Source organism: Pseudomonas frederiksbergensis (genome assembly GCF_003732275.1).
GTDB lineage: Bacteria > Pseudomonadota > Gammaproteobacteria > Pseudomonadales > Pseudomonadaceae > Aquipseudomonas > Aquipseudomonas frederiksbergensis_H.
In genome coordinates, this window is the sequence record NZ_MOBM01000020.1 from 72,288 (window position 1) to 98,593 (window position 26,306).

The 26,306-nt window shown below is 59.8% G+C and carries 20 protein-coding genes; 6 read left to right on the plus strand and 14 right to left on the minus strand.

Features of this window, described 5'->3' with window-relative positions:
- Nucleotides 1-100: 100 nt before the first annotated feature.
- From BK662_RS16105 to BK662_RS16130, 6 genes are all read right to left on the minus strand, one after another.
- Nucleotides 101-2,524 (minus strand): efflux RND transporter permease subunit, encoded by a 2,424-nt coding sequence (locus BK662_RS16105; RefSeq protein ID WP_123358878.1) that lies wholly within the window; start codon nucleotides 2,522-2,524, stop codon nucleotides 101-103.
- Nucleotides 2,525-2,576: 52 nt separating this feature from the next.
- Nucleotides 2,577-3,680 (minus strand): WD40/YVTN/BNR-like repeat-containing protein, encoded by a 1,104-nt coding sequence (locus tag BK662_RS16110; protein WP_123358879.1) that lies wholly within the window; start codon nucleotides 3,678-3,680, stop codon nucleotides 2,577-2,579.
- A 69-nt stretch (nucleotides 3,681-3,749) separates the two neighbouring features.
- Nucleotides 3,750-5,111, minus strand: coding sequence for a DUF1329 domain-containing protein (locus tag BK662_RS16115; protein WP_123358880.1), 1,362 nt, complete (start codon nucleotides 5,109-5,111; stop codon nucleotides 3,750-3,752).
- Between the two features lie 15 nt (nucleotides 5,112-5,126).
- Entirely contained in the window at nucleotides 5,127-6,776 is a 1,650-nt protein-coding gene (locus BK662_RS16120) for a DUF1302 domain-containing protein (protein WP_123358881.1), read from the minus strand.
- Nucleotides 6,777-6,877: 101 nt separating this feature from the next.
- Nucleotides 6,878-7,645 carry a coniferyl-alcohol dehydrogenase gene (locus tag BK662_RS16125; RefSeq protein WP_123358882.1) on the minus strand — a complete coding sequence of 256 codons (768 nt, stop codon included), beginning with the start codon at nucleotides 7,643-7,645 and terminating at the stop codon, nucleotides 6,878-6,880.
- A gap of 59 nt (nucleotides 7,646-7,704) precedes the next feature.
- Nucleotides 7,705-9,180, minus strand: coding sequence for a benzaldehyde dehydrogenase (locus tag BK662_RS16130; RefSeq protein WP_123358883.1), 1,476 nt, complete (start codon nucleotides 9,178-9,180; stop codon nucleotides 7,705-7,707).
- Between the two features lie 287 nt (nucleotides 9,181-9,467).
- On the opposite strand from BK662_RS16130, the gene BK662_RS16135 reads away from it, so the two are divergent.
- From BK662_RS16135 to BK662_RS16150, 4 genes are all read left to right on the plus strand, one after another.
- Entirely contained in the window at nucleotides 9,468-11,243 is a 1,776-nt protein-coding gene (locus BK662_RS16135; RefSeq protein WP_123358884.1) for a sigma-54-dependent Fis family transcriptional regulator, read from the plus strand.
- Between the two features lie 191 nt (nucleotides 11,244-11,434).
- The gene (locus tag BK662_RS16140) at nucleotides 11,435-12,343 is read left to right on the plus strand and encodes an alpha/beta hydrolase (RefSeq protein WP_123358885.1); all 909 of its coding nucleotides are present in this window, start codon (nucleotides 11,435-11,437) and stop codon (nucleotides 12,341-12,343) included.
- 130 nt (nucleotides 12,344-12,473) lie between these two features.
- Complete coding sequence (locus BK662_RS16145) at nucleotides 12,474-13,238, plus strand: substrate-binding periplasmic protein (protein ID WP_123358886.1); 765 nt, start codon at nucleotides 12,474-12,476, stop codon at nucleotides 13,236-13,238.
- Between the two features lie 91 nt (nucleotides 13,239-13,329).
- A complete protein-coding gene (locus tag BK662_RS16150) occupies nucleotides 13,330-14,148 on the plus strand; it encodes a DeoR/GlpR family DNA-binding transcription regulator (protein ID WP_123358887.1) in 819 nt (272 codons plus the stop codon).
- A 4-nt stretch (nucleotides 14,149-14,152) separates the two neighbouring features.
- On the opposite strand, the gene otnI is transcribed toward BK662_RS16150, so the two are convergent.
- From otnI to BK662_RS16190, 8 genes are all read right to left on the minus strand, one after another.
- Nucleotides 14,153-14,935: a 2-oxo-tetronate isomerase gene (gene otnI / locus BK662_RS16155; protein WP_123358888.1), complete on the minus strand. Its 783-nt coding sequence runs from the start codon at nucleotides 14,933-14,935 to the stop codon at nucleotides 14,153-14,155.
- A gap of 21 nt (nucleotides 14,936-14,956) precedes the next feature.
- Nucleotides 14,957-16,417: a GntT/GntP/DsdX family permease gene (locus tag BK662_RS16160; protein ID WP_123358889.1), complete on the minus strand. Its 1,461-nt coding sequence runs from the start codon at nucleotides 16,415-16,417 to the stop codon at nucleotides 14,957-14,959.
- Nucleotides 16,418-16,602: 185 nt separating this feature from the next.
- Nucleotides 16,603-17,241: a 3-oxo-tetronate 4-phosphate decarboxylase gene (gene otnC / locus BK662_RS16165; protein WP_185047140.1), complete on the minus strand. Its 639-nt coding sequence runs from the start codon at nucleotides 17,239-17,241 to the stop codon at nucleotides 16,603-16,605.
- 8 nt (nucleotides 17,242-17,249) lie between these two features.
- Nucleotides 17,250-18,542 (minus strand): 3-oxo-tetronate kinase, encoded by a 1,293-nt coding sequence (gene otnK / locus BK662_RS16170; RefSeq protein ID WP_123358891.1) that lies wholly within the window; start codon nucleotides 18,540-18,542, stop codon nucleotides 17,250-17,252.
- A 10-nt stretch (nucleotides 18,543-18,552) separates the two neighbouring features.
- Nucleotides 18,553-19,470, minus strand: a complete 918-nt coding sequence (gene ltnD, locus BK662_RS16175; RefSeq protein WP_375539001.1) for an L-threonate dehydrogenase — start codon at nucleotides 19,468-19,470, stop codon at nucleotides 18,553-18,555.
- A 29-nt stretch (nucleotides 19,471-19,499) separates the two neighbouring features.
- On the minus strand, nucleotides 19,500-20,204 hold the full coding sequence (locus tag BK662_RS16180; RefSeq protein ID WP_123358893.1) for a FadR/GntR family transcriptional regulator: 705 nt from the start codon (nucleotides 20,202-20,204) through the stop codon (nucleotides 19,500-19,502).
- Between the two features lie 359 nt (nucleotides 20,205-20,563).
- Nucleotides 20,564-22,687 carry a TonB-dependent siderophore receptor gene (locus BK662_RS16185; RefSeq protein ID WP_185047136.1) on the minus strand — a complete coding sequence of 708 codons (2,124 nt, stop codon included), beginning with the start codon at nucleotides 22,685-22,687 and terminating at the stop codon, nucleotides 20,564-20,566.
- Nucleotides 22,688-22,816: 129 nt separating this feature from the next.
- The gene (locus BK662_RS16190) at nucleotides 22,817-24,904 is read right to left on the minus strand and encodes a TonB-dependent siderophore receptor (RefSeq protein ID WP_123358895.1); all 2,088 of its coding nucleotides are present in this window, start codon (nucleotides 24,902-24,904) and stop codon (nucleotides 22,817-22,819) included.
- Here BK662_RS16190 and BK662_RS34825 point away from each other — a divergent pair.
- Nucleotides 24,896-25,162 carry a hypothetical protein gene (locus tag BK662_RS34825; RefSeq protein ID WP_185047145.1) on the plus strand — a complete coding sequence of 89 codons (267 nt, stop codon included), beginning with the start codon at nucleotides 24,896-24,898 and terminating at the stop codon, nucleotides 25,160-25,162. The genes BK662_RS16190 and BK662_RS34825 overlap by 9 nt on opposite strands.
- Before the next feature lie 509 nt (nucleotides 25,163-25,671).
- A complete protein-coding gene (gene rfaH / locus BK662_RS16195; protein WP_123359009.1) occupies nucleotides 25,672-26,193 on the plus strand; it encodes a transcription/translation regulatory transformer protein RfaH in 522 nt (173 codons plus the stop codon).
- Nucleotides 26,194-26,306 lie beyond the last annotated feature (113 nt).

A 26,306-nucleotide genomic window follows, 5' to 3' on the forward strand; every position in this document is an offset into this window, starting at 1 on the left:
TGCCTGTGCCGCTGTCTTCGCGAGCAAGCCCGCTCCCACAGGGTCCGGCGTGCCGGTAGCCCCCCACACTTCGCCCCGGCCTTGCTCTTTACCGAGCCCTTCAGCTTTCCTTGACCCACTGCACAAGCACGCTCGCCTCAGGCTTTTTTGCGAAGACCTTCTGCGGCAGCAGCAGCCAGGCCAGCGCCGGCAGCAGGATCAAGGCGCCAAGCATGTTCACCAGGAACATGAAGGCCAGCAGGATGCCCATGTCGGCCTGGAATTTGATCGGCGAGAACGCCCAGGTCGATACCGCGACGGCCAGTGTCATGCCAGTCAGCAGAACCACTTTGCCGGTGAACAACAGCGCTTGGTAATAGGCTTGGGCCAGCGTGTCACCGGCACGCATTCGCGCCAGGATCACGCTCAACACATAGAGCGCATAGTCGATGCCGATGCCCACCCCGAGTGCGATTACCGGCAGTGTCGCCACTTTTACGCCCATGCCCAGCCCCACCATCAGCGCCTCGCAAAGAATCGAGGTGAGCATCAGCGGCAGCATCGCGCAAAGGGTTGCACGCCAGCTACGGAAGGTCAGCAGGCACAGCAGGCTGACCGCGCCGTAGACCCAGAACAGCATCTCGTGCATGGATTTTTTCACCACGATATTGGTCGCGGCTTCGATCCCGGCGCTGCCGGCGGCCAGCATGAATTTGACCTCGGGCACCTGATGCTCGGTGATAAATTTCTCGCTCGCCTCCACCACCCGATTCAGGGTATCGGCCTTGTGATCGGACAGGTAAACGTACAGCGACAGCATCGAACAGCCCTGATTGAACAGCTCCCGCGGTGCCCGGGTCTGCACGGCGCCCAGCGCGCCGTCATTGGGGATCAGCTCATACCACTTGAAGTTGCCTTCGTTGTAACCGGCCGTGGCGATCTTGCTCATCGCCGCCATTGAAGTGGTCGACTCCACGCCAGGCAATTGCTCCAGTTGCCAGGCCAACGCGTCCACCGCAGACAGGCTGGCGTAGCGCGTGCATTGATCTTCCGGCGTCTTGATCATGATCACGAAAATATCCGAACTGGCCGCATAGTTTTGGGTCATGAACAGCGCGTCGCGGTTGTAGCGCGAGTCGGCGCGCAACTCCGGGGCGCCAGGGTCGAGATCACCGATTTTCAGGTTCAGGCTCACGGCAAAACCGAACGCTGCCAGCAGCAGGCCGCCCAGCATCGCGCCAATGGCCCAGCGCCGTTGGGTGAACAAATCGAGCACACGCCACAACGGATGCTTGATCTGTGCTTGCAGCTCGGCGGTTTCCGAGCTCAGGCTGCGTTGCGCCGCTGCCGGGCTGACACCGATATAGCTGAGCAGGATCGGCAGCAGAATCAGGTTAGTGAAAATCAGCACCGCCACACCGAGGCTGGCGGTGATCGCCAGGTCCTGAATCACCCGGATATTGATCAGCAGCAACACGGCGAAGCCCACCGCATCGCAGAGCAACGCGGTCATGCCGGCGGCGAACAGCCGGCGAAAGGTATAACGCGCGGCCACCACCCGATGGGTGCCACGACCGACGTCCTGCATGATGCCGTTCATCTTCTGCGCGCCATGGCTCATGCCGATGGCAAACACCAGAAACGGCACCAGCGCCGAGTACGGGTCCAGCTCAAACCCAAGCATCGCGAGCAGGCCCATTTGCCAGAGCACAGCCACCAACGAACAAGTCACCACCACCAGGGTGCTGCGCGCGCAGCGGGTGTAACCGTAAAGCACCACTACGGTCACCAACACCGCCATCACGAAGAACAACAAGACCTGGGTCAGCCCCTCGATCAGATCGCCGACGATTTTGGTAAAACCGGTGATGTGGATGCGCAGTTCATCGGTCTGGTACTTGTCCCGCAGCGCCTCCAGCTGCCGGGAGAACTCACCGTAGTCCAGGGCTTTGCCGGTCTGCGGACTGACTTCGAGCAACGGCACGAAGATCACGCTGGACTTGAAGTTGCCGGCGACCAATTGGCCGACCTCACCAGAACGCGCGACGTTGGTTCGCACCTGCTCGATGCTGGTCGCTGAACCATCGTAGTCATCGGGGATCACGGTGCCGCCATCGAGCCCCTCCTCGGTCACTGCGGTCCAGCGCGTGGTCGGGGTCCATAACGACTTCATGTAGGGGCGGTCGACACCTGGCAACAGATAAAGCTCGTCGTTGAGCCTGGCCAGGGTATCGAGGTAGTCCTTGGTGAAGATGCTGCCCTGTTTGACCTCCACGGCGATTCGCAATGAGTTGCCCAGACCGCTCAACTCGCTGCGATTCTCCAGGAAGTTGGCGACATAGGGGTGCCCCGTAGGGATGGTCTTCTCATAGCTGGCGTTGATACCGATGCGCGTGGCTTGCCAACCGAGCACCAGCGTCACCAGCAGACACAGCAGGATCACCAGCGGTCGATGGTTGAAGATCATTCGCTCGGCAAAATTGCCCGACGCCTGGTCGAAGTCTTCCAGGCGGCCGATCACGGTTTGGGTTTTGTCGTCTTTCAAGTCTGACTCCTGTTGCACGGGCCATGGCCCGATAGCGCTACACCGTGAAGTTTCAAGGTTTGGCGGAGGTCCGCGGATCCTGGTCAGTGACCACGCCACTCAAACCGACGCTGGCCAGCCCCCCGTCGGCAGCCTGTTGCACGGCAGCGACCGTCCCGCCACTGCGGCTCTGGCGCTTGTCGAAGCTACGACCCTGGTCATGGCTGAACAAAAGTTCACCGCTCTGGCTGGCCAACAGCAGACTGCCGTCACGCAGCTCGATGGCTGTCGCCAGTGTTGATTCGATACCGGTGTCGAGGCGTCGCCAACTGCTGCCGCGATCCTCGGACCACCAGGCGTTGCCGCGCAATCCGTAGGCAATCAACGCTCCGCCGCGGGTGCCGAGCAGACCGAAAAAGCTGCCTTCATAAGGTGATTTCAGAGGCTGGAACGAATGCCCGGCATCGGTCGAACGCAACAGCAAACCACGCTCTCCCACCAGCAGCAGGTCGTTACCCGAAGCGCGGATCCCATACAGGTTCAGGCCCTGCGGATTGTCCACATGCTGCATCCACGGCCGCCAGCTTCGCCCGCCGTCGTCGGTACGGTAGATCTGGTTGTAGGCGCCAACGATGTAGCCATGCAGGCGGTCACTGAAGTACAGGTCGAGAAACGGTTTATCCGGCCCGTCGTCCAGCATCTGCCGTGCCTGCGCAAGGTTGCTGGCGCCGCCCGGTTGATCGGCATCGCGCTCCGCGGCCTGCACCGCCAGCGCGGCGGCACGCTCACCGTCGAGTTGCTTGTGCCAGGTTTCGCCACCGTCCTCGGTGTGCAACACCACGCCCAGATGACCGACCGCCCAGCCCTGCTTCGCGTCGACGAATTGCACCGCGGTCAGGCTGACGCTGACCGGCACACGGGCCTGGCGCCAAGTCATTCCCGAATCATCCGAGAGCAACACGATGCCACGCTCGCCGACCGCCACCAGGCGTTCGCCAGTCCGGGCCAACCCAAGCAATACCGCGCGCGAGGCCTTGGCGGTAGGCAGTGCCGGCTGCTGCAACACAGCAAACGTCGCGGCCTGCGCAGTCATGGACGTGCTCGCCAACAGACACAACGCCAGCACGCAGGCACTCCATCGCAGACCAAAACTCGCAAAGATTTTTTCAACGCTCATGTCTTTATCCCGCCTGGAAAATCGCTAGCGACCGCGACGAGCTTTTCGCTCGTCACGGCGCCCCATGGTTCAACGCATGTTTTCGTTGGCCATGGCATCCGGTGTGTAATAGGAAGCTGAAGGTTTTGCGATCGTCTGGTACTGGACCGCCAGATCGTTGCTCGAAGAGTTAAGGAAGTAGGCGCCGGTATCGAGGTTGTAGCTGCCCCACATGACTTGCGCAGTAAGCGCCGGCAGGTCTGGCGCCAGCAGCGTCAGCGAATACATCTGCCGTCCCAGTTTTCCCTGGGCGTCATACCCGTCGACCATCAGGATCTGCCAGGAGTCCTCGTCGACGTAGTAGGTCCGATGCGGCACCACATGGCGTTTGCCGGATTTGAGCGTGGCCTCGACCACCCAGACCCGATGCTTCTCCCAACGCACCAGATCAGGATTGAGAAAGTTCGGTTTGACCAGGTCGTCGCTCTTGGCCAGGCCGGCGCGGTTATTGTTGTAGGGGACGATCAGTTCTTTCTTGCCCGCAAGCTTGAGATCGTAGCGGTCGGTAGGCCCGAACAGCATGAACGCTTCGTCAAACAGACCGACGCCAGAGGTGACGAAGTCCGGGGTGTCGTAGGCGATGTTCGGCGCTCGGCGTACCCGGCGCTGGCCGACCAGATACTGCCAGGCCGCACGGTTGGCCGGGTCCATGTCCCAATGGGTCATCAGGCCTTCGCCGGCCTTGGATGACGGCAGTTCGGTCAGCAGCTTGCCAACCTGGTACTTGCCAGCAAAATTTTCCAGGGTGCCACTTTCGGAGTAGTAGGGAAACTGATAGCTGAACAGGGCTCGGGTCGCCTGGACCTTCTTGCCACCGGCGGTCATCAGCCAGGTATCGAACGGCGAGCTGATGGTCTCGCCACCCTGCCAGGACAACCGGTAGTTCCACAGTACTTGCGCGCCGTTGTCCGGGATCGGGAACGGGATGCCGCCATAGGCGCTGGCGACTTTTTCGGTTTCCACATCCAGCGTGGCACGGGTGGCATTCTTGCCGGTGTTGTCATACACCCATTGCGGAGCTGCCGCCGAGCGATGGGTCGGGTATATGTCCAGGCGATAGTCCGGGTATTTCTTCAACAGAACCTTGGTGCCTTCGGCCAGCACGCTGGCGTACTGCTCCATGTTCGAGGCCTTGATCGAATACAGCGGTTTCTCACCGGCGAATGGATCGGCACGTTTGTCACCCGGTTTGTAGCCCGGCGCGACCTTGGTGTAACCGCCGTCCCAGGCCGGGATGCTGCCATCGGCATTGCCGGCGCGCTCGCCGCCAAGGGGCGTCAGCTCAGACTTCAAACGTGCGGCCTGTTCAGGCGACACCGCTGCCTGCGCCAGGCTGATACCAGCCAGGGCCAGGGTAAGGACGCAAGTGTTCAGGAAAGCGTTGTTCTGCATGGCGAATCCACCTTATTAGAATGAGGTTTTCACGTAGAGCGAGACAAAATCGCGGTCGGCCAGCGACTGCCCGTAACTGAAATTGCCGTCCTCGCGCAGCCCGGCTTTCGGGGCCCCGAAGAAGTTCACGTAGTTGAGGCCGACATCCCAGCGCTGCAGGTAGGTCGCCTTGAGCCCGACACTCCAGTCGCCGGAATGGGTATTGCCGAAACCCGACTTGTTGACGGCCGAAGAACGCCCATCGAGCACCACGCCCATGCCGATCGGCACGGTCAGGTCGATCCCGTCGACAATCTGGAAGTACGCAGGCTCCACCAATACCCGCAACGCAGTGGCATCGCGGGTGGTGTTGGAATCCAGGGCCGCGGCGTTTTCGGTGACGCTCAGGGTGCGGTTCCACGCCAGTTCGGCCAGTGCCGAGCCGCCATCCCAAAAAGCAGTAGGCGATAGCAGGTAAATCGCCGACAGGTTGGCGTGAGCGGTTTTGCCCCGGGCAAACAGTGAGTCATCGCCGCCATCGGCCTCCATGCCCGGGGTCACCACTTGCAGGTTGCTCACCAGCGGCGCATTCCAGCGTACGGAGGTTTCACCGGCGAAGTTGAACGGGCCATAGGCAGTGGAGAAGCTGACGCCGGCAGTCTTGATATCTTCGGCGTAGACCTGGCGATAGGAACTCAGGATCGGCAGCCCGGTGGCCGCCGCGGCTGCACCGTCGAGGTAGGCGTACAGGCCGATCGGGGCTTTGTCGTGATACTGCGCGGCGTAGAAACCCAACTCCAGTTCGGTCCCGCTCGGTTTGAAGCGAATCTGCATGCCGCCCTGCCCCGAGTTCCTCGGTTTCAGATCGCCGCCATTCACGGTGTCGTTGCCAAACACTTCGCGCAGCGAACCGCTGCCGTAACCGATGGCATCGACATCGCTCAGGTAGCTGCCGGCGCCGGGCAGATTGGAACGTTCCCACTCGAACTGGTAGTAAGCGCCCACCGACAACTGCGGGTTGATCTGCAACTGCCCGGAGATCTGGTTGACCGGGCGCAAGATTTCCTTGAACTGGGTTCCCGGCACGCTGAGCAACTTGACCACATCGGTCGGGCCCTGGGCATTGGCGATGCCGTTGCCGCCGTAGAACAGGCTTTCACCGTAAATCAGGCTGTGTCGGCCCAGACGGGCCACGCCCTGGGAGTCTTCGCCGAGGTCACCGCGCAGAAACACGAAGGCGTCGAGAATTTCCGCATCGCGACCGTGGAGCTTGCGGGTTTCGCTGAGGAAATGCGGCTGCTCGCTGCTGTCGGTGTCCTGGTTGTAGATATCGTCGTACCAGGCCGCGCCGCTCACACGCAGCCCATAGTTTTGCCGGCTGAGGTCCATTTCGGAAAACAGGTCCAGACGGTTGGAGACCAGACCGCGGCTGAAGTTTTTATCGCCCTGACTCTGGATCGAGGGGTACAGGCCGTTGGCGGTCGGTGCGTTGACCAATCGGCTGTCCTGACCTTGCAGACGCCAGGCCTGGCTGTACTTGATGGTGTTGTCCCAACGCAGTTTCCAGTCCGAACCCCCCAGGTCCATTTGCATGGCCTCGGCCCTTTCGATCATCACGCCTGCACTGCATAACGCCAGAAACAGGGCGCAATGCTTGAAACGAAAGCAACGTTTAACGTTGTCCATGGACGCTCCTCATTATTTTTATTTTTGGCATGGCTTTGCACGCATGGCGCCAGCCAACACGCTCAGTTAGCGGCTTACGCCGCTGTCCACTGGTGTGCGTTTCAGATGTAGGTGGAGGCCAATCCGCCATCGACTGCCAGGTTGACGCCGTTGATCCAGCGCGACTCGTCGGCACACAGGAAAGCGATCACCGCCGCCACCTCATCGGCGTAACCGGGGCGTTTCATGCGACGGGCATCGGCCTGGGTTCGTGCTTCACCGAGCATGCTCACGAAGTCGCCGAGGATGGGGGTGAAGACCGGGCCCGGCGCCACGCTGTTCATGCGCACTGAATGTTCGAGAAACCAGGGCTGGGCCTGCAGGTAGTTCCAGACGATCAAGGCTTCCTTGAAATACTGGTAGCAGGTCTCGTCAGGTACCGGGTGCTCGGCCAGCCAGGCTTGCGCGGCGGCGAAACCTTCGATGCGCGCAAGCGCCTTGTGCTGTTCCAGGCGTAACGGCCACTCGGCGCCGAGGATCGAGGCGACATTGACGATGCTGCCGCCAGCGGTGATTCGCGGCAGCAATGCCTGGCTCAGGTGACGCAGCCCCAGGTAGTTGACCTGCGCCAGCAATTGCGGGTTTGCAGTGCCCGGCACTCCAGCGATATTGCACAGGCTGTCGATCCGTGCCGGTAACTGCGGCAGGAGCCGGTCGATGTTCTCGGCACTGCTCAGATCGCCCTGGACAAAACCGTCCAGGGTCATATGCGGGGCCTTCAGATCGACGCCAATCACGTGGGCGCCGTGGGTGCGCAGCAGGCTTGCAGTAGCAGCGCCGATACCCGAGGAGACCCCGGTCACCAGCACTATCTTGTTTTCGAGTTTCATGTTGAGTCCTCTTATTATTTTTGTGTACTCGCCCGACCTCGTCGGCCTGGTCCTGTCCGTCAGAACGGGTAGCGTGGCGCCTTATCCTTGATCGTCACCCATTGCCATTGGGTGTATTCGTCCCAATCGGCCGGGCCTCCCACGCTGCCGCCATTGCCCGAGCTGCCGCGCCCACCGAACGGGTTGATGCACTCGTCGGCCACCGTCTGATCGTTGATGTGCAGCAGACCGCAATTGAGTTGCTCGCCTATCGCCATCGCGTGCCCGACCGAAGGCGAAATGATCCCTGCGGACAAGCCATACTCGGTGCGGTTGGCCAGGTCGATGGCCTCATCGTCGCTGGTAAAACTCACCACCGTGGCGACCGGGCCGAAGATCTCCTCGTCGAATGCGCGCATGCCCGGACGCACGCCGGAAAGCACCGTGGGGTGGTAGAACAGCCGTTCAAACTCGCCGCCGGCTTGCAGTGTTGCCCCGGCAGTCACACTCTCCGTGACAATTTCATGCACGCGTTGCAACTGTTGTTTGTTGATCAAAGGCCCCAATACCGCCTCGCCACGAGCGGCATTGCCGACCGTGATCGCCCGGGCTTTCTCTGCCAACCGGCGGACCAGTTCTTCAGCGATCGATTCATGGGCCAGGATGCGTCCGGTGGCCATGCAGATTTGCCCCTGATGCAGCCAGGCCCCCCAGGCGGCATTGCTCGCCGCCAACTCGAGATCAGCGTCTTCGAGCACGATCAACGAGTTCTTGCCGCCCAGTTCCAGAGCGACTTTTTTCAGATGACGCCCAGCCACCTCCGCGACCTTGCGCCCGGCTGCGGTAGAACCGGTGAACGCGATCATCCGAACATGCGGGTCGCGGCACAGGGCCTCACCGGCCGCTGCTGCGCCCGGTAAAACCTGCAGCAACCCTTTTGGCAAACCGGCCGCCTCGAACAACCGGGCGATGATGAAACCGCCACTGACCGGGGTCTGCGGATCGGGCTTGAGCACCACTGCGTTGCCGGCCGCCAGCGCCGGTGCCACCGAGCGCAGGGAGAGCACCAGGGGAAAGTTGAACGGCGAGATCACCCCGACCACGCCATGGGGTAACCGGCGTGCATAGGACAAACGCCCCGCTTCGCTTGGGAGAACCACACCATGGGGTTGCGACAGCAGACCGGCGGCCTGATGCAGCAGGACGATCGCCTCGCGAACCTCATGTTCACCCTTGAACAGGCTGCCGCCACTTTCCCGAGCGATGTACAGCGCCAGTTCGGCAAAATGTTGCTGGGCCAGGGCTGCGGCTTTGCGAAAGATCTCTGCGCGTTCCCGTGGTCCCAATGCCGCCCAGGCCGGTTGAACACGGGCAGCGGTCAGGCTGGCAAACGCGATGTCCGCCGCATCGGCTAAACCGGTGACGGTCAGTACCTCGCCGGTGGCCGGCTCGATGACTCTGTTGACGCCGCCCAATGGACGTATCCAGTCGCCATTGAAGATGCGTTCGCACCACAGTGCGTCCCGCAGAAAATCAGATGGTTCACTTACCGACATTTCGGTCTCCCGGCTCTTGTGTTTGTAATTGCCTGACGCGGCCTTGCTAAAAGGATGCTGCGTCGTGAAAGCACTAGAGCAAGGGCTGTGCCGACTTCCTTCGTTGTCTCGCGTTTTAGGTGGCGAAGGCTCTGGCCTGAAGGTTTGAGAAGAGCACTGATGAATAGGGCAAGGCGTTTGGCGCTCGGTCGACACCCGGCCACTTGTCCAAATGATAAAGTTATGTTTAATAACTGTTTTGCTAATTGATCATTTCGATCAGTCGACTCGCTCAGGGGCATATAACAATGAATAATCCCCATTCGCTGCTTCCTCATCTCGCGGTGCAGGAGGAACATTTCTCGCCCCGAGGAGACAGCACTCAACTGACCGAGGGCAACTCACCGACCCTGGCCGAGTTAGCCGAATGCCTGTTCTTTTCCCCGGTTGACGGACGTATCTGGCTCAACGACCAGCGCATGCTGCTGTTGCACAGTTCATCCTTCGGCGCGCTGCGGCGGGAGATTATCGAGCGCCAGGGACTGGAACAGACTCGCGGTCTGTTTACCCGCACCGGCTATTTGTCCGGCGCACGTGATGCGCGATTGATCCGCGAGCGCTGGCCAGACGCCGATGCCGCGGCGGTTTTCTCGGCCGGTACGCGCTTGCACACACTCGAAGGCATGACCAAGGTCGAACCCCTGCACTTCAAATTCGACGCCGACTCGGGCTTCTATGAAGGTGAATTCCTCTGGCACCACTCCTGTGAGGCCGACGAACATATCGCCGCCCACGGGATCGGCCAGGATCCGGTGTGCTGGACCGAACTGGGCTATGCCATCGGTTATGTCAGCGGGCTGTTCGGCCGCCTGGTGATCTTCCGTGAAACCGAGTGCCGGGGCATGGGCCATGAGAGCTGCCGGGTGATCGGCAAGACCGCCGAGCAATGGGGCGATGTCGAACAGGACCTGAGTTACCTCACCGCCTCGCCATCCAGCGTCGCCCCCAAACAGCGTCCGGCCCCGGCGCCCGCGCCCCAGGATGACGACAGCGAAATGCCCGGCGGGCCAAAACCCATTGGAGCCAGCGCCGCCTTCAACGCCGCGACCCTCGCCTTGCAACGGGTTGCGCCGACGCCGGCCACAGTGCTGTTCAGCGGCGAGTCCGGGGTCGGCAAGGAATTGTTCGCCCGTCAGTTGCATCAGTTCAGCCCACGCCACCAAGCACCTTTCGTGGCCCTCAACTGCGCCGCGATCCCGGACAATCTGATCGAGGCCGAACTGTTCGGGGTCGAACGCGGCGCCTATACCGGCGCGACCCATTCGCGCCCTGGACGCTTCGAACGGGCTCACGGCGGCACCCTGTTTCTCGATGAAATCGCCAGCCTCAGCCTGCCGGGCCAAGGCAAGCTGCTGCGTGCATTGCAAGAGCGTGAGATCGAGCGCATCGGTGCAAGCCAGCCGATCAAGGTCGATGTCCGGGTGGTGGCGGCAACCAATGTCGACCTGCGCAAAGCCGTGGCGGCCGGAGACTTTCGCGAGGACCTGTTCTACCGCCTGAACGTCTACCCCATCACGTTACCGCCACTGCGCGATCGTCGTGACGATATCCCGTTGCTGGTCAATGCGTTCCTGCGTCGCTTCTGTCAGGCCTACGCCCGCAAGCCCGCCGGGCTGACCATGCGCGCGCTCAAAGTGTTGTTGCGCTATGACTTTCCCGGCAACGTGCGGGAATTACAAAACCTGGTAGAGCGCGGCCTGATCGCCAGCGAAGACGGTCAAGCCATCGATCTGGTCCACCTGTTTCGCAACGAACCCATGCCGCAGGAGGCGTACTCTCTGGACGGCAATGGCAGCCTCGCAGCCACTGACCCGAGCCCCGCCACCACGCAGCCTCGTCCGGCCTTGCTGGAAACCCTGGCTCGTCTGGAACACGGCTTCTCCATTGAAGGTCTGGAGTCGCGTTTGATCGACGAAGCGCTGCAAAAGAGCGAAGGCAATCTCGCGGCCGCCGCGCGACTGCTGGGATTAAGTCGTGCGAAGTTTGCCTACCGACTGAAGAAGTACCGACAGGCATCGGCCTGACTCAGGCTGAGTCAATGCAGGCCCACCTCAGTAGGAGCAGCCCTGCTCTTGCTGAGGCATGGAGGTTAGCGTAGCGACGACTACCCGTCGCAGATGAGGATGAAACGAAATTATCTTGCCAATATAGTTATGATAATTAACTATATTTGAAGTTAACTTGTTTGCCCCATAACACGCGCCCCGGAGTCCACATGCCCCATAACAACAACATCGACGGCATCATCGAACAACTCAGCCAACTGCCTCCCCTCAGCGCGCTGACTGTCGATCAGCAGCGCCAACAGGCTGAACAACTCTTCGGCGCCGGCTCCTGTGCCGAGGGCGTGACCTTTGAGGCCGCCAATCTGGCCCGCGTCAGCGGGCTTTGGGCCATTCCCACAGATGCCCGGCCTGACTTCGTGTTGCTGTATCTGCATGGCGGAGGCTACTCATTCGGCAGTGCCCAGGCCTATCGCCCGCTCGTCAGCCAACTGGCAGCCCGTAGCGCGATTCGGACCCTTTGCATCGATTACCGCCTGGCCCCGGAACACCCTTTCCCGGCCGCCGTAGAGGACGCTCTGGATGTCTACCGCGCACTAATCGAAAACGGTGTGAACGCCGAGCACCTGGTGCTGGCCGGAGACAGTGCCGGCGGCGGTCTGTGCATGGCTCTGATGTTGGCTGCCAAGGCCGCTGGTTTGCCGCTGCCCGCGGCTGCGGTAGTGATGTCGCCTTGGGTGGACATGGCTCAGACCGGAGAGTCCTGGAATTTGCAGAAGGCTCGAGATCCATTGCTCGGCGCGCTTGCTGGCAACACCATTATGTCCGACACCTATCTGCAGGGCGCCGATCCACTGAATCCGCTGGCCTCCCCCCTATACGGTGACCTTCGGAGTCTACCGCCGGTGCTGATCCAGGTGGGCAGCCGGGAATGCCTGCTGGACGATTCAACCCGGCTCACCAGCCGTCTGGCCGCGGCCGAGGTGGCAGTAAACCTGGACGTCTGGCCGGGGATGATTCATGTCTTCCAGAGCATGAGCGATCAACTCGAAGATGCCCGTCACGCACTGGACCAGATCAGCGCCTTCCTCCTTCGGCACCTGGGGGAAGATGTGTCCTGACTTCAAGTTTGCGTAGAATGCGGGGTCGATACCGCATCCAATAATAAACAACGGCCGGTAGACTCATCCTCCCTGTGATCAACTGGTGATTTGTGGCGCCCTTCCACGTTCAATGCCTGAACTATCAACCATGAGCGAGAGCTCATGGATATTAATTACCAATACAAAAGCGCTTTGCAGTTTTTGTCTGTCGGTATCGTTGCTTATTGCTGGTAATGCGTCTGGCGCGCCATTGCCGCTTGAGTTGTATATCCCGGACGCGCCGCCACTGACATTTATCGATGACGCCAAGGGTCACGGAATGGTCGGAGAAGCCGTCCTGGCGGCCATTGCCAACGCTGGTTATGTCGCTCATGTCCATGGGCTTCCCTGGGCTAGAGCACAGAAATACGTCAGCGAGAAGCAGGATCTTCTGATAGCCCCCTTGTCTCGCACGCCGGAACGCGAAGATCGCTTCACCTGGATCACGTCGATCATGCCCATGGAGCGCGCTTTTTTCAGCCTCGACCGGCCAGTGAGCAGCTTCGCCCAAGCAAAAAAAACCTACCGGGTAATCGGCGTCGGCCTAGGCAGTGCGCAGGAGGAAATTCTGCGTGTACAGGGCTTCAGCGACGAGCAGATCTACCCACTGACCATTGGCGACAACCCTGCGCAGATGCTTTTGAAAGGTCGCATCGATGCCTGGTTCAATGGTGTTCCCGAGAGTCAATACATCTGGCCGAAGGTGTCTGAACGCAAGCTGTTCATGAGCCCTGTCATGAGCAGAGCGGAGCTCTATCTGGCTTGCTCCAGGCTTTGTTCCGCTCAACTGGTGCAAGACTTGCGCAAGGCAGTTGAAACGCTTCGTGATGACGGCACTTTGGCGCGTATACAGCAGAGCTATTTATCGCCATGACGATCCGCAACAACTCGTCCGTTGGCCGTAGATTCGCTACTATGTTTGCCCCGCTTTCCCCGTTGGCGGATTTCTTCATTCTGGAGCCCGAATGCCTAGTCAAAAGGACATCGCCGCCGACAGCGGCGCACCGATGATCCCTGAACAGCGCCGTGAATTGATGCTGCGTCAGTTGCGCAAGCATCAGGTGCTGAGCGTTCATCAATTGATGGAGATGTTTGACTGTTCGCACATGACCATTCGCCGCGATATCGCGCTGCTTGAACAGGAAGGCCGTGCTTACTCGGTCACCGGTGGCGTGCGAATCGCCAGCCAGCTCCACAGCGAGCCCAGCCATCAGATCAAGGCGGTGGTCGAGTTGCCGCAGAAGCAGGCGATGGCCAAGCTGGCTGCGCGGCTACTGCATGCCGATATGACGATTTATCTGGATGCAGGGACGAGCACGCTGGAGATCGTCCCGTACATCAAGGCGCTGTCGGGCATGACCGTGGTGACCAACGACTTCGGGATTGTCCAGGCGCTGATCGATGCGCCCCATGTCACGGTGATTCACACTGGCGGGCAGCTGGATCATTCCAATCAATCGTGCGTGGGCGGTCTGGCAGTGGCCACCTTGCGCCAGCTCGTCACCGATATCGCGTTCATCTCCACCAGTTCCTGGGATTTGCGTCGCGGCCTTACCACGCCTTCGGCGCTGAAGGTGGAGGTCAAGCAAGTCGCGATGCAAACGGCCTCGCAAGTGGTGCTGGTGGCCAGCAGTTCGAAGTACGGCACGTTCAGCATGTACAGGATCGCCGGGCTCGAGCAGTTCGACATCATCCTCAGCGACGACGCGCTGACCCCTACCGCGGCCGATAGCATCCGCAAGCAGGGTGTCGAACTGTTGTTGCCTTCCGATAGCCGCGTGTAGGGCGTTAGCGCGCCTTCCAGTCACGCAGCCACTGCAAGCCGGCCGAGGTGTTACCACGCGGCCGGTATTCGCACCCTACCCAGCCGTCATAACCCAACTGGTCGATCAACTCGAACAGATAGGGATAATTGACTTCTCCCAGGTCCGGCTCATGTCGATCCGGCACGCCGGCGATCTGGATATGACCGATGCCGTCGAAGTCCCGACGCAGTGTAGTGGCCAGGTCACCTTCGACGATCTGGCAGTGATAGCAGTCGAACTGAACCTTCAGGTTACTGGCGCCCACTTCCTTGCAGATGGCCTGGGCCTGATCCTGGCGGTTTAGGAAAAAGCCCGGCATGTCCCGCGTGTTGATCGGCTCCAGCAGCACCGTAATGCCAGCCTTGGCAGCTTGCGCGGTGGCGTAAGCCAGGTTCTCCAGGTACACGCCGTGATGGCGCGGGCGATCGCTTTCCGACGGCAGCAGCCCGGCCATCACGTGGATGCGTGAGTTGCCCAGCACTGCGGCGTATTCCAGCGCGCGATCGAAACCGCTACGAAATTCACTCTCGCGCCCCGGCAACGAAACCGTGCCGCGCTCGCCCGCCGCCCAATCACCGGGCGGTGCGTTGAACAGTGCCTGCACCAGGCCGTTGTCGCTCAAGCGCTGTTTGAGTTCCTGAGCGCTGTAGTCGTAGGGAAACAGGTATTCCACGGCTTCGAAGCCATCGGCGGCGGCAGCGGCGAAGCGGTCCAGAAACTCATGTTCCGGATAGAGCATGCTGAGGTTTGCAGCAAAACGAGGCATGGTAGCTCCTTGGATAGAAGGTTAGACAAACGGCCAGATCAACAAGGTAATACCGAAACCCAACGTACCGAGCAAGGTGGTCAACACCGTCCAGGTGCGCAAGCCATCGGCCACGTTCAGCCCGGACAATTTGGTGAAGATCCAGTAACCGGCATCATTGATGTGGGACATGGCCAACCCGCCACCGCCCATGGCCAGGCACAACAGTGCCATGTGGTTTGCCGTGAGATCGAGGGTAGCGATCAGCGGGCTGATAATGCCGGCGGTGGTCACCAGCGCCACCGTGGTCGAACCCTGAACCGCACGCAACAGCATGGTCAGCAGAAAGCCCAGGGCGAGTACCGGCAGACCGGTGGTGCGCAGCATATCGGAGACCACAGCGCCGATCCCGGTATCCACCAACACCTTGCCGAACACACCGCCGGCACCGGCAATCAGGATCACCATGGCCACGCCAGGCAAGGCCGAGCCGATCACGTCAGACACCTGAGTACGACTCCAGCCCCGACGCGAACCCAGCAACCAGGCGCACAGCAAGGTATCGATCAGCAGCGCTACCAGCGGCGCGCCGAGCACGGTCATGATGCCGCGCAGGATCGATTCGGCAGGCAGCAACGAGGTGGACAGCGTTCCCAGCAGAATCAGAATGATCGGCAACACAATCAGGCTGACGATCAAACCAAAACCCGGCGCAGGTGCCGGCGGCAACTTGGAAACGATGCTGCTGGTGGACTCTTCCAGGCCCATATGCGACACGGCTACCGCTGCTCGTTCAGTGCTTTTGTCGTTGCCGTTGGACCAGGCGGCCAAGTCCTCGTTGGTGACATGCGGGCCGTAGACCTCGGCACGAATATCATCGGTCATCGGGTACACCCGACGGGTCATGCGCCCGGCTACGCGATAGCCGACATAGCAAAGGAACGCAGTCAGCGGCAGGCCGAACATCAGCACGCGGCCGAGGTCCGCCCCCAGCTGGCTGGCAGCGGCCACCGCACCCGGGTGTGGCGGCAGGAAGGCGTGTACGGTCAGCAACGCAGCGCACATCGGCAGCGCGAACACCAACAATGGCTTACGCGCACTGCGAGCGACGCCATAGGCCAGCGGCATCAGGATGATCACGCCGACCTCGAAGAACACCGGCACCCCGACCATGAACCCGGCAATCGTCAGCGCCAGCGGCGTGCGGCGGTTGCCGAAGCGGGCAATCAGCGTCTTGGCCAGCGCCTCGGCACCGCCGGAGAGTTCGATGATTCGCCCGATCATCGCGCCCAGGGCAATGATGATCGCGATATGGCCCAGGGTCTTGCCCATGCCACCTTCAATGGTGGCGACCAGATCGGCCGGTTTCACCCCAGCCACCAGCGCCACCAGAATGCTCACCAGCATCAAGGCCACGAAGGGCTGGAACTTGTACTTGAGCACCAGAAACAACAACAGAGCGATCCCTAGCCCCGCGGTAACCATCAAGATTAACGGGCTCATTTCAGAAGCCCTCCACATCGGGTGAACGAAAGGGTTCTTCTGAAAATGTCGCAGTGAAGGTGAGTCATGCCTGGATGTCCTCTTGTTATTGTATTTTTTCAGGCAAGCCGGGGTCGTGGGGAGTCGCTGCGCGTCTCCCGGACAGGGCCTGCGTTATCGGTCTGTCGTGTTAAAAAATCACAGCTCTACCAGTGCGCGCCGAAGGTCACTCGCAGCTCGTCCAGTGCTGCCTGATCGAGCGGTTCGGGCTTGGGATTGCTCATCAGCCACAGCCGCGCGGTTTCCTCGAGTTCTTCCAGGGCGTAGCTGGCCCTGGAAACCGAACTCTCCCAGACCACCGGCCCCAGCCGTTCGAGCATCACGCCGCGAACACTGTTGGCCAATTGCGCGACCCGTTCGGCCACCTTCGGTGAACCGGGGCGCTGGTAACCAATCAACGGGACAGGCCCGACTTTCATCACCTGATACGGCGTCAGCGGCGGCAGAATGTTGTCCGGCTGCCAGACACCTGCCAGCGTCAACGCCACCAGATGGGTGGAATGGGTATGCACCACGCCACCGACACTCGGGTTGCGGTCGTAGACCTGGCGATGCAACGCCAGTGTCTTCGAAGGCTTGTCACCAGAAACCCATTCGCCGGCCAGATTGACCTTGGCGATGGTCGCCGGATCGAGGCGACCGAGACAGACATCGGTCGGTGTGATCAGCCAACCGTCATCCAGGCGCGCACTGATATTGCCGGCGCTGCCGACGGTGTAACCGCGCTCATAAAGGCTGCATCCGACCTGGCAGATTTCTTCGCGCAGGGCGTTTTCGTTACTCACTGCACCGTTCATTGCACATCCCCAGCCAGTTGCTTCAAGGCTTTGCTGAAGAAATCCCGACCACCGAAGTTGCCCGATTTGAGCGCCAGGGCCAGAGGCTCATCCGTGCTGCTGACCGTCGCCGGCACACCCGGATCGATCTGCGCGCCGATCTGCAGCAGCTGCACACCCAGCGCCTGAACCACGGCACCGGAGGTTTCACCGCCGGCAATCACAAAACGCCGTACGCCGCTCTGGCGCAGGCCCTCGGCAATTTCGCCAAAAGCGTTTTCCACCAGACTGCCGGCCTGCTCGACACCCAACTGTTGTTGCACGGCCTTGACCGCATCCGGTGAGCTGGTGGCGTAGATCAATACGGTTTGTTCATTGTTCTTGGCGAAGGCCAGGGCCTGGGCAACTACCGGCTCTCCGGCCGCCAGGGCCAACGGATCAATCCGCAGCGCCGGCCGACCGGCTTCGAGCCAGGCTGCCACTTGCCCATTGGTAGCGATCGACGCGCTGCCGGCCAACACCACTTCACCGCCCGATACTGCCGGGAGTTTCGAAGCATCGAGGTCGCGCAATTTGCCGGCGCGACGGAAGTTTTCCGGCAAGCCCAGGGCCAGCCCCGAACCGCCGGTCAGCAACGACAGGTCGGCGCAAGCGGTGCCGAGGGTGTACAGATCGCGGTCCGACAAGGCATCGGCAATCGCCATGCCGACACCTTGAGCCCGCAGCTCTTTGATTCGCTCACGCACCTGTTCGGCCCCTTGGGCAATGGTGTCGTAGCGCAACAAGCCGACGTTCAGGGCAGTCTGCGATTGCAGCACCCGAACCAGATTGGCGTCGGTCATCGGCGTCAGAGGGTGATGCTGCATGCCCGACTCGCTGAGCAGTTGATCCTGTACAAACAAGTGGCCGCGAAAGATCGTCCGGCCATTCTCGGGGAACGCCGGGCACGCCAGGGTGAAGTCGCTGTCCAGCGCCGCCAGCAGCGCTTCGCTGACCTGGCCGATGTTGCCGGCCGCGGTGGAGTCGAACGTCGAGCAATACTTGAAAAAGATCTGCTCGCAGCCTTGCTCGCGCAGCCAGGCCAGCGCGGCGAGGGACTGTTCGACTGCGACGGCGACCGGAATGGTGCGCGACTTCAGTGCGATGACAATCGCATCGGCATCAAGCCCGGCAGCCACTTCGCTACTCGGAATGCCGATGCTTTGCACGGTGCGCATACCGCCGCGCACCAGCATGTTGGCAAGGTCCGTGGCACCGGTGAAATCGTCGGCGATGCAACCCAGCAATGGGCGTGCAGTGGTTGTGTTCATGGGGCGTTCCTCAAACCGGCTCAGTCTTGGCAGTCGGCAACTCGATGCCGGGGAAAATCTTGATCACCGCCGAGTCATCCTCACGGCCGAAACCTGCACTGGAAGCCTGCATGAACATCTGGTGGGCGGTGGCCGACAGCGGCAGCGGGAATTTGCTGGCCCGTGCGGTATCCAGTACCAGGCCCAAGTCCTTGACGAAAATATCCACCGCGGACAATGGTGTGTAATCGGCCTTGAGAATGTGCGGCACGCGGTTTTCGAACATCCAGGAATTACCGGCGCTGTGGGTGATCACTTCGTAAAGCTCATCGGCGTCGACTCCCTCACGCAGGCCCAGCGCCATGGCTTCGGCCGAAGCAGCGATATGCACCCCGGCGAGCAACTGGTTGATGATCTTGACCTTCGAGCCCAGGCCATGGGTGTCACCCAGGCGATAGACTTTGCCGGCCATGCCTGCAAGGACTGCGTCGGCCTTGGCATAAGCATCGGCCGGGCCAGACGTCATCATGGTCATTTCACCGGCAGCTGCCTTGGCCGCGCCGCCGGAAATCGGTGCATCCAGATACAGCAAACCTTGCGCGGTCAGGCGCTGGCCCAGGTCCACGGCGTAGGTGGGCGCCACGGTGGCGCAACCGATCACCAGGCTACCAGGACGCAACGCAGCGACGGCACCACCCTCGCCAAACAATACGGTTTCGGTCTGCTCGGCGTTCACCACCACGGTAATGATCACGTCGCATTCTGCAGCCATGTGCGCGGGCGAAGCACACGCCACGCCACCCTCGCCGGCAAACTGTTCAGTCACCGCGGCACGCACATCACAGGCATGCACATTAAAGCCACTGCGCAACAGTGAGCGGGCAATGCCCAGGCCCATCGCGCCCAGACCGACAACACCGACATTCTTGTTATTCATGGGGTACTCCATAGTTACCGGCTTGTGAGGAAAACAGCGGCCTATTCCACGCCGGCAAGGCGTAGGCGGCGGGCCGCGTTGTAGATATGGGCACGGGCGGCATGCCCGGCAGCGAGCGGATCGCGTAGCCGAATGGCCAACACGATCGCCTGGTGTTCTTCATGCACCTGACGGGAGAAATCCGCCCTGCCCGCTTCATTGGTGCGGGTGATGCGGGTCGCGGCCTCCAGGTACTGACTGACGAATTCCAGGGTCTTGAGAAAGTAGGGATTGCCCGTGGCCTGAGCGATGGCGCGGTGAAAAGCCACATCGGCGCGAACACCGTCCTGCCCTTCATCGACCTCTTCATCGATGTGAGCCAGCGCCTCGTCAATCTGCACCAGATCGGCCTCGCTGCGATTGAGCGCCGCCTCGCAGGCGATTTCCGCCTCGATGGCCCGTCGCAGCGCCAACAGGTGAAAGACACTGCCGGGCAGATTGGCTTCGGCGTAATCGATACGCAGCGGGCGGATATTGGCGTTGGCGGTGACGAAGATGCCGCGCCCTTGTTGAGGCTGCAGCACGCCTTCGTTCTTGAGACGGGAAATGGCTTCGCGGACCACGGTGCGGCTGACACCGAAGGCTTCTGAAAGCATGGCTTCACTGGGCAGTTTGCTGCCGGTGGCGAACACACCGTTCTCAATCTTGTCCAGCAGCTGCTGAGCGACGCTGTCACTCAGCACATGAGTCGGGACCTTGTCGAACATCGTTAGCCATCCTGTTTTTGTCTTGTTATCAGGTTGTCATACAGGTTGAGCAGATAATCCTCCAATGAACGGATTATGTGAAGTGTTTTTTTAAAATAACATTTTTTAACATGCTAGCTGAAGGGAGGCGCAACCACTGCTCAGTGGGATCCAACTGACAGGAGCATTGTTATCAAGGAATGAATCGGTGCGCTTTCTGGAAGCGATTTGAGTAATGCCAGTCAGCGGAACCTGTGGGAGCGGGCTTCAGTGGCATGTCGGAGGCGAACATTGATTACGCCGCCTCCGACGGGTGCAGGTTGTTCATGTGGCGCTTTATAAAAGTGCGCCCTCCAGGCAACAGCCCTGAAAAGCCCTCTCTACAAGGTGTATGAAACTCCCATCTGCACGGTTCTCGGCGCGCCCGGATAGGCGTAAACGTTGCCAAAGGCGCCTTCATCATAGTGGCTGTCGAACACATTCTTCAGGTCAAGGTTAAGCCGCAGGTGATCGTTGACTTTGTAAAAGCTGAGCAGGTCGAACACCTCGTAGCTATCCATGGAAAAGGCATTGGCCGCGGTCTGGCCGGCGCGCTCGTCGACATACTTGGCTCCCAATCCAAGGCCCAGTCCTTTGAGGCCACCGTCCTGAAACTCGTAGACGTTCAGCAGGCTGAAACTGTTGCGCGGAATGTTCACCAGACGGGTGCCTGACTTCAGCACGTTGTCCTGTGTGACTTCGGCATCCACATAGGCGTAGCCACCAATCATCCGCCACTCTGGCGTGAGGTTGCCGGCCACATTCAGATCAAAGCCACGGCTACGAACTTCACCCGCCGCAACGCTGAAGGTCGAGTCCACCGGGTCTGTCGTCAGGACGTTGCGTTTTTCGATCTGATACACCGCGGCATCCACGCTTAACTGACGATCAAGGGCCTGCCACTTGACACCCACCTCGTAGGATTTGCCTTCTTCAGGTTTGAAGCCGCCCCCCGTTCGACTGGCACCGCTGTTGGGTTTGAAGGACCGCGCCGTGTCGGCATAGATCGCCACAGTCGGGGTCAAGTCATAGATCAGCCCCAGGCGCGGGGTGACTGCGTTGTCGCTGTTGGTCCAGCTCGGGCCGTTGGCGAGGTAGTTGTCGTAATCCTGTTCGAAGCGTTCGAAACGCACGCCGGCCAAGGCTTTCAAACCCTCGGCCAGGGTCACCTGGTCTTGCACGAAAGCGGCATAGGTCTTGAGGTTTTCCTGATCATGGGTGGTGGTGCGAGTCAGCACCGGACGCGGCTGGCCGTAGACCGGTTTGAAAATATCGATGGGGTAGGCACTCACCGCCCCACTGGAGCGACGGATAATCGACTTGTAATCGTAATCCTCATACTCGATGCCCGTGAGCAACGTGTGGTCGAATCCGGCCGTGGATAAATGCCCGGTCAGGTTCAACTGCACATCAAGGTCACGCCACTCCAGCTTCCGGTAGTTGAAGTTGCGCCCCAACGTTCGGCCGTCGGCAGCGACACCGTTGGCTTCGATGGCATTGCCTTGCAGGCTGCCGTCGAGAAATTGCGTGCCGCCGCCCAAGGTCCAGTTGTCGTTCAGGAAATGTTCGAAACGCAGTTGCGCCATGTTGTTGTCGTTGTGCAGCTTGCCGATATCCTTCTCACCGAAAAAAGTATCCCGCGACGCGACGCCGATCTGATTGCGATAGCGGGTCACGCCGCGATCGAGCGGCGCGTTGTTGCGCATGAAATCGCCTTCGAAGGTGATACGGGTAGTGTCGTTGACCTGCCAACCGAGCACCGGCGCCACGCCGTAACGCTCGTTTTCGACGTGATCACGAAAGGTGTCGCCACCCTCGCCTATCACGTTCAGCCGATAGGCCAGTCGCCCTTCGTCATCCAGAGGTCCTGAGGCATCCAGCGTTCCGCGACGCATGCCCTGATCGTTGAGCTGACTGCCCAGGGTGACCGTGCGCTCGGCCAGGGGTTGTTTGGACACCACGTTGAAGGTGCCGCCCGGGTCGCCACGGCCATAGAGCGTGGTGGCTGGCCCGCGCAGGACCTCCAGACGCTCGATGGTATTGGCATCGGGCATGTTCGGGTAACCGCGGTTGATCGGGAAACCGTTGCGGTAAAACTCACCGGTGGTAAAGCCACGCACGGTGAAAGTGGTCAGGCCCTGGCCGCCGAAATTATTCGCACGGCCCACGCCCCCGGCGTAATCGAGAGCGTCTTGCAGGCGGGTGGCGCCGAGGTCTTCCACGACATCCCGGGTGACCACGCTGATGGATTGTGGGGTTTCATGAATCGGAGTGTCTGTGCGCGTCGCGCTGGTCGAACGGGTCGCTCGATACCCCTGGACCGGGCCTTGGGCCGGCTCTTCGAATGTGCCGTTGATGTCGATCGCTTGTAACTCTATTGACGCAGGATCAGTCGGTACCTGGTCAGCCCAGGTGGTCTGGGAAATGGCTTGAATCACACACAGAGAAACCAGAGTTCGACGCATCGACATACAACCTTAAGAAAGATGCCGGGCACATCAGGAGCCCGGCGAGAATTTATATTTAATAAAGACGCCCCCGTTCCGCCCGGTACAAACACCAGCGAAACGGGTCAGTGCATCAATGCACAAGGGTCAGAACGTCACACTGGCGCTAAGGCGTGCCGTGCGCGGTTCGCCGACATTGACTGCCAGTTGGCTGCCGGTGGAGGACGGGTAGTACTGTTTGTCGAACAGGTTGTCGACGTTGAATTGCAGCGAAGTCTTGTAGCCGAACATCGGTGCCTCCCAACGAACGAAGGCATCGGCCACGGTGTAGCTGCTCAGCCAGAAATCGTTGGCATTGTTAGCCGCCCGCTCGCCGATATAACGTGCGCCAGCACCGGCATGCCAGGCCCCGAACTCCGCAGGAACGTTCAGGTGATGGGTGAGGTACAGGCTCGCGGTGTGCTTCGGCGCATCGGCGAGGCGATGACCTTCGTCATCCGGATCGTCGAGGATTTCCGTGTGGGTGTAAGCGTAAGTGCCGATCAGGTCCCAGCGCTCGGCCACACGCCCGGTGATGTCCAGTTCCAGGCCCTGTGAACCGACCTTGCCCGCCGCCTCCGAAAGGCTGACACCACTGATCGTCTGGGTGGTCACGACGTTTTTCTTGACGATGTCGAACAGCGCAAGGTTGATGTTCAGCCCCGGCAGCGGGTCGTACTTCGCGCCGACTTCGTAGCTGCGGCCCTCCTCCGGATCGAACGTATGGCCGGCATCGTCGACATCGGTATTGGGCTTGAACGAACGGCTGTAATTGCCATACAGCGATAACGTATCGGTGGCTTTGTAGACCAGGCCCAGAAACGGCACGAAGGCATCGCCGTTATCGTCGCGGTTGACGGTATAGCTGCTGCCGCGGCCCTGATCGCTGTACTGATCGTAATGCTGCTGGCGACCGCCGAGGACCAGGATCCAGCGGTCATCGAGGTGCCAGTTATCCTTGAAGTACACCGAGCTGGAGGTCAGCTGGTTGCTCAAGTCGCTTTGGGCAGCACTGACGAGACTGGGCTCGGCCAGACGACCATAAACCGGCGATGTAATGTCGAAGCCTGACCGTGCTGTATTACGGTAGGTTTTGCCGCGGAATTGGTCGGACGCTTCAGTATCCGCGCCGACCAGCAGGTCATGGCGTTGGCCGAACAGTTCCTGCTGGCCGATGAAATCCCAACTGGCGTAGCGGGTCTCATCGTCGTAGTGAGCGCCGTTGGCAGCACGTCGCAGATTGTTGCCGGTCAACGAACTCGGCTGGGCAATCGAGAGGCTGTAGCGGTCGTTGTTCCAGCCGTAGGTGACGCGGGTTTTCCAATCGTCACTCAGCTGATATTCGAAACGCGCGGTGGCCACTTCACGGATACCGACGCTTTTGGCCCATTTTTCGTCGAGACGTTTGTCGTAGTCGATGTCGGCCGGATGACCGTTGGTGAACACGGTGCCGCGATCGAAGGGATTGGAGTATTCGCTGTACTCGTAGCTCAGCGTCAGGCTGGCGCGGTCGCCGGTCCAGCTCAGCGATGGCGCGACCAGGGTGCTCTCGTTCACGCCGTAGTTGCGCCAGTAATCTTCATGGCCACGTTCGGCAATCAGGCGATAAGCCAGGCCTGTCTCTCCCAGAGGCCCGGTGGTGTCGACGGCCATCGTGCCGCCGCCTTCGCTGTAAGCCGAGCCGCTCAGGGTGGTGCTCTGGGTGTATTCAGGCTTCTTGCTGATCACATTGATCAATCCGCCGGGTTCCAGCGCGCCGTACAGCATCGAAGCAGGCCCTTTGAGCACTTCCACACGATCCGTGGTGGCGCTGAAGTTGTGCCCCAGATTGGAACGCACGCCATCGCGCAGGATCGAGCCGTCATCGTTGGTGCCGAAACCGCGCTTGACCAGGGAATCCCGGGAGTTGCCCAAGGTATTGCCTTGGCTGACACCGCTGACAAACTTCATGGCGTCGTCCAGCGAGCGCACCTGATAGTCGGCCAGGGTCTGTTGTGTTACCACATTGACCGATTGCGCCTCTTCCTTGATCGGCACGTTGCTTTTGCTCGCCGTGCTGGCTTGAGAAGTGGTGTAGCTCGTGTCTTGGCTGACGCGGCTTGCCTGAATATCGGTGGTCGGCAGTTCGAGGGCTTCCTGTGCCCACAGAGGGCTGGCAAACATAACGCAGGAGAGCGTTGGCAACGCGTGTTTCATGAAGACCTTGCGGTGGGCAAAAGGATGGGGCTGGCTCAAGACGTCGCACTCGATGAGTTAGTAGTAACGATTCTCATTGTATTGTGCGATGTATTATCAGTAAATACCCTTTTATGGTCCTCCGCGCGCTTGATTCGCCGCAAAAAAGGAGGATGTGTCCGTTTTCTGTCAGGACCTTGGGCGGTGCGCTACTCCAGCAGGATCTGGGAGTGCGTCAAAAAAAATAACTTTTTAAAACAACTAGTTGAAACGCCTTAATAGATTATTGGACAGAAGGCTATATTTTTGACTAGTGACATTTGACAGGCCGCCTGGAGTGGTCGATACATAACAGGGTCGACGTATAACAAAGGTGCAGGTCCTTTAGTAGATATACGCCGCCCCGGCATTTAAGTTCACGATCGAAAGTGCTTGTTTTTAAAGGGCCGAAAGTTCGGACCATGCGGTAGCTTTGGCCGTCGCAAATAGCACCCTTCGCTTGATGACACGGCGATATCACTTAAAGCGTTAAGTAGCGTTTACACTTCCGATCAAAAATTCTGGTTGAGCACAGCCACTTCAAGAGAACTTTTCAGCACGATGCGGTGCATGCGCCAGTTTATTGACTCCAGTGTTTTCTGTCATCGTTACTTGTGCATTACATGCTTCATTGTTGATACACCTGTTCCAATGACTTAACACCTCGCCATTCCGTATGCATTAGGATTCGCAATGGCCTTATTGATGCGCGAACAGGTATGCTTAAATTCACTACGGAGCTTGCCAGTATGCTGACGAGTACCCAAGGTTCCAATTGGTATCTTTTGCAGTGCAAGCCGCGTCAGGACGAACGGGCACAAATCAATTTATTACGACAAAACTACGTCATATTTTGCCCACAAATCGTTAGCGAGCGCCTGATTCATGGCAAACCCCATCAATCGCTCGAGTCTCTCTTCCCGGGGTATCTTTTCATTCAGTTGAGCCGTGAAGACAAATGGGCGCCTTTGCGTTCCACCCGCGGTGTCAGCCGCATCGTTGATTTCAATCATGGCCCGGCAACGGTCCCTGACGACGTCATCGAACACCTGCGTACCCGGTGTTTTAAACCACCACAATTGCACACGCCCCAACGGTTCAAGCCTGGCGAAAGACTACAAATAACCCGAGGACCGCTGTCGACACTTGAAGGTGTTTTCCTGAGCATGTCAGGTGATGAACGAGTCATGATTCTTCTTCACTTCTTGAATAGAGAACATCAAGTTCGCGTGCCATTGACTGACATTAAACGACCACAACCTAACTTATAAAAAATCACTGCCATTTTCAACCTGCACACTTTAAAACAACCTGAACAATTCCAAATACAAGTCTGTTATTGCCAGTCGACTCTTGTTTTTTCTGTTCTCAAACCCACTATTAA

Excerpts from the sequence above, each read along its gene's own strand:
- BK662_RS16110 (WP_123358879.1), bottom strand. The coding sequence starts at position 3,680 with ATGAGCGTTGAAAAAATCTTTGCGAGTTTTGGTCTGCGATGGAGTGCC.
- BK662_RS16115 (WP_123358880.1), bottom strand. The coding sequence starts at position 5,111 with ATGCAGAACAACGCTTTCCTGAACACTTGCGTCCTTACCCTGGCCCTG.
- BK662_RS16120 (WP_123358881.1), bottom strand. The coding sequence starts at position 6,776 with ATGGACAACGTTAAACGTTGCTTTCGTTTCAAGCATTGCGCCCTGTTT.
- BK662_RS16125 (WP_123358882.1), bottom strand. The coding sequence starts at position 7,645 with ATGAAACTCGAAAACAAGATAGTGCTGGTGACCGGGGTCTCCTCGGGT.
- BK662_RS16130 (WP_123358883.1), bottom strand. The coding sequence starts at position 9,180 with ATGTCGGTAAGTGAACCATCTGATTTTCTGCGGGACGCACTGTGGTGC.
- BK662_RS16135 (WP_123358884.1), top strand. The coding sequence starts at position 9,468 with ATGAATAATCCCCATTCGCTGCTTCCTCATCTCGCGGTGCAGGAGGAA.
- BK662_RS16140 (WP_123358885.1), top strand. The coding sequence starts at position 11,435 with ATGCCCCATAACAACAACATCGACGGCATCATCGAACAACTCAGCCAA.
- BK662_RS16145 (WP_123358886.1), top strand. The coding sequence starts at position 12,474 with ATGAGCGAGAGCTCATGGATATTAATTACCAATACAAAAGCGCTTTGC.
- BK662_RS16150 (WP_123358887.1), top strand. The coding sequence starts at position 13,330 with ATGCCTAGTCAAAAGGACATCGCCGCCGACAGCGGCGCACCGATGATC.
- otnI (WP_123358888.1), bottom strand. The coding sequence starts at position 14,935 with ATGCCTCGTTTTGCTGCAAACCTCAGCATGCTCTATCCGGAACATGAG.
- BK662_RS16160 (WP_123358889.1), bottom strand. The coding sequence starts at position 16,417 with ATGAGCCCGTTAATCTTGATGGTTACCGCGGGGCTAGGGATCGCTCTG.
- otnK (WP_123358891.1), bottom strand. The coding sequence starts at position 18,542 with ATGAACACAACCACTGCACGCCCATTGCTGGGTTGCATCGCCGACGAT.
- ltnD (WP_375539001.1), bottom strand. The coding sequence starts at position 19,470 with ATGGAGTACCCCATGAATAACAAGAATGTCGGTGTTGTCGGTCTGGGC.
- BK662_RS16180 (WP_123358893.1), bottom strand. The coding sequence starts at position 20,204 with ATGTTCGACAAGGTCCCGACTCATGTGCTGAGTGACAGCGTCGCTCAG.
- BK662_RS16185 (WP_185047136.1), bottom strand. The coding sequence starts at position 22,687 with ATGCGTCGAACTCTGGTTTCTCTGTGTGTGATTCAAGCCATTTCCCAG.
- BK662_RS16190 (WP_123358895.1), bottom strand. The coding sequence starts at position 24,904 with ATGAAACACGCGTTGCCAACGCTCTCCTGCGTTATGTTTGCCAGCCCT.
- rfaH (WP_123359009.1), top strand. The coding sequence starts at position 25,672 with ATGCTGACGAGTACCCAAGGTTCCAATTGGTATCTTTTGCAGTGCAAG.